This is a genomic window from Robertkochia sediminum (assembly GCF_016786255.1).
In the GTDB taxonomy this organism is placed as follows: Bacteria; Bacteroidota; Bacteroidia; order Flavobacteriales; family Flavobacteriaceae; genus Robertkochia; species Robertkochia sediminum.
The window spans coordinates 1-247 of the sequence record NZ_JADMKT010000047.1 but is presented as its reverse complement, the minus strand read 5'-3'; the positions used below and the strand labels follow the sequence as shown (position 1 = coordinate 247).

Genomic DNA, 247 nt, shown 5'->3' with positions numbered 1-247 from the left:
CTCTTCCCATTCCGAACAGAGCAGTTAAGCCCGACAGCGCCGATGGTACTACGAAAGTGGGAGAGTAGGTCGCCGCCTTCTTTGAAAGCCCTTCATATCATGTGAGGGGCTTTTTTTATGCGCGAAAGTTACAGGTAGTAGGGGGTGAAGAAGTAAAGAGGTAAAGGGGTAAAGAGGTAAAGTTGGTGTCACCTCGAGCTTGTCTGCCGAAAATATGCGCTCATATGGAAGGTATGGTGATCGCGCC

1 rRNA gene is annotated in these 247 nt (G+C 49.8%); it reads left to right on the top strand.

The features are described 5' to 3' along the window. A 5S ribosomal RNA gene (rrf, locus tag IS446_RS00190) occupies positions 1–81 on the top strand; the annotation flags it as partial. Between the last annotated feature and the right edge of the window lie 166 nt (positions 82–247).